At 48.2% G+C, this 3,138-nt stretch carries 2 protein-coding genes; one reads left to right on the top strand and one right to left on the bottom strand.

What is annotated here, in order from left to right; all coding sequences use genetic code 11:
* Positions 1 to 463, bottom strand: a 463-nt coding sequence (locus tag ACOJTG_RS22505) for an aconitase family protein (protein ID WP_420155863.1), incomplete at its 3' end; no start/stop codon positions are given.
* Positions 464 to 744: 281 nt separating this feature from the next.
* On the opposite strand from ACOJTG_RS22505, the gene topA reads away from it, so the two are divergent.
* Positions 745 to 3,138: type I DNA topoisomerase (gene topA, locus ACOJTG_RS22510; RefSeq protein WP_420155864.1), on the top strand; the 2,394-nt coding region annotated here is incomplete at its 3' end.

A 3,138-nucleotide genomic window follows, 5' to 3' on the forward strand; every position in this document is an offset into this window, starting at 1 on the left:
TACCGCCGGGAAACGCGTAGTTTTCCAATACTACCTGGTGAATAATACCGGCACCGGGTTTCCAGAACCCTACACCATACTTATTAGATACCGAAGAAAGAAAATCGAATACTTCCTTCGATTGTTGTACTGCATTGTTAAGATCTTCGGTAGCTCCTACTTTAGCCTGAATCAAGTGGTCACAGTGTACCGTTGAAGGTACGGCTACCTGCGGACGACCCGCCTGCATGAATTGCAACAGGGCCATCTGAGCCGTTGCATCTTGCATCGCCACGCGGTCGGGTGCAAAATCAACGTAATCTTTTCCCCGTGAGTACGCTCTTTCCAGAGGATTTTCCCAAAGGTGAGAATATAAAATTTTCTCGGAGAGGGTCAGGGGTCGACCGAGTACTTGCCGAGCGGCGGCCACTCGTTCGGGCATCCGGGCGTACACGGTCTGAATCATCTCAATGTCAAAAGCCATCGTTGTATCTAATCGTTTAAATAAATGAAGGAACAGGTTTCGCCCTCAAAAATACAAAACATGCGGGGTCATATTTCGATAAAATCTGAAAATCCTGCTTAACTATTATACATAGCTACTGCATTTAACAATCCCGCCGTTTCTATTGGCATGTAGTTTTATATCATTTTAACAAGCAAATCTGCCAATAAGTTTAGGCTTGAAAGGCACGAATTGCAGTGGTTTCGGAATTTTGTCCTTTACTTTGGCAGACACTTCCCATACCCCTACTACCACTAACTATGGCTAAAAAGAACCTCGTCATTGTGGAGTCACCGGCGAAGGCAAAGACCATTGAAGGTTATTTAGGAGCTGATTTTCAGGTTAAATCCAGCTACGGACACGTCCGGGATTTACCCGATAAAGGCCTCGCTATTGACATCAAAAATGGTTTTTTACCAACGTACGAAGTCTCTCCCGAAAAGATAAAAGTGGTCAATGAACTACGGCAACTGGCAAAATCTTCGCAGGAAGTTTGGCTGGCAACCGACGACGACCGCGAAGGAGAAGCAATCTCCTGGCACCTGAAAGAGACCCTCGGCTTACCTGATACGACGAAACGTATCGTTTTCCGGGAGATCACCAAAACGGCCATTCAGAAAGCCATCCAAAGTCCACGTACCATCAATCAGGATTTGGTGAACGCTCAACAGGCTCGCCGGGTACTGGACCGTCTGATTGGCTTCGAACTTTCGCCCGTCTTGTGGGAAAAGGTAAAACGCGGTCTTTCGGCGGGTCGTGTACAGTCCGTTGCGGTGCGTTTGGTGGTTGAACGCGAACGTAGTATCGACCAGCACCAGAGCAAATCGAGCTTCAAAGTAGTTGCTCAATTTCTGCTCGACGGTAATAAGGTACTACAGGCTGAATTGCCGAAAAATTTCGAAACGGAAGCTCAAGCACGAGCTTTTCTGGAAAAGTGTAAAGGTGCTACCTTCAGCATCCGGAATCTGGAGACTAAACCAGCCAAGAAGTCTCCCGCTCCGCCCTTTACCACCTCGACGCTCCAGCAGGAAGCCAGCCGCAAACTGGGTTTCGCCGTAGCCGCGACCATGCAGTACGCTCAGAAACTGTACGAAGCCGGTAAGATCAGCTACATGCGTACGGATTCAACGAACTTGAGCGAGGAAGCCTTGGCCAAGTCGAAAGCGTCTATCATTGAGCAGTTTGGTGAGAAATACTCGCAACAGCGTCGGTACAAAACCAAGAATGATTCGGCTCAGGAAGCTCACGAAGCCATCCGGCCCACGGACTTCTCCGTACCTTCAGCGGGCGAAACCCGTCAGGAGCAGCGTTTGTATGAATTGATCTGGAAACGTGGTATCGCCTCACAAATGGCTGATGCCCAATTAGAGCGTACCACAGCAACTATTGGCATTTCTACTACTTCAGAAGAACTCATCGCCCAAGGTGAGGTCATTAAGTTTGATGGTTTCCTGAAAGTGTATCTGGAATCCAAGGATGATGAGGACGAAGAAAGCAAAGGGATGTTGCCCCCGCTTTCTATTGGTCAGATTCTAAATCTGGACATCCTGAAAGCGACCGAGCGATTTAGTCGCCCACCTGCCCGTTTTACGGAAGCCAGTCTGGTAAAGGAACTCGAAGAACGCGGCATTGGTCGTCCTTCCACCTACGCTCCGACCATCTCAACGATCATCAAGCGGGAGTACGTCGTCAAGGAAGACCGGCCCGGTAAAGAACGAAACTTCAAAGAGTTGACATTGAAAAATGATGAACTCACGGAGAAGACAGGTAAGGAAACCTATGGTACGGAAAAAGCAAAACTCTTTCCGACAACCATCGGAATGATCGTTAATGACTTTCTGGTAGATAATTTCGATAACGTCGTCGATTTCAAGTTCACGGCGGATATGGAAGAAGAGTTCGATAAAATTGCGGAAGGCCAGATCGAATGGCAACGCATGATCGACAACTTCTACAAGAATTTTCACCTCACGATTGAGCAAAGTTCCTCCGCCGAACGTAGTTCCGTAAAATCGGCCCGCGAGCTGGGTATCGATCCCAAAACCGGTCGTATGGTTTCGGTTCGCTTAGGCAAATACGGTCCGTTCGCTCAACTAGGGGATTCGAAGGAAGAACAAAAGCCGCAATACGCTCCCCTTCCCAAGGATAAATTGCTGGAAAGCATTACGCTGGAAGAAGCGATTGAGCTTTTCAAACTGCCGCGTACCGTTGGTGAACTGGAAGGCAAAGAGTTGCTGGTAAACATTGGTAAACTCGGTCCGTACATCAAGTTCGATGAGAAGTACTACAATCTGAGCGAAGGCGATGATCCGTATACGATTGACGAAGAACGAGCCATTCAAGTGATTCAGGAAAAACGGGCTGCCGAAGCTTCCGACGCTATTGGCGAATTCGAAGGTCAACCCATTTCGAAGGGTAAAGGCCGTTTTGGTCCGTACGTGAAGCACGATGGCAAGTTCTATTCCCTACCCCGGGGCATGAATCTGGATACGATTAGCCTGGCCGAGGCCATTCAGATCATCCAGAATAAACGAACCGCCGAAGCCAATAAAATCATTAAGGAGTTTCCGGAAAATACCACGGTGAAAGTACTCAACGGTCAGTATGGGCCATACATCCAGATTGGCAAGCGGAACGTAAAAATTCCAAAAGGT

The sequence above is a fragment of the Siphonobacter sp. genome (assembly GCF_048595215.1).
GTDB lineage: Bacteria > Bacteroidota > Bacteroidia > Cytophagales > Spirosomataceae > Siphonobacter.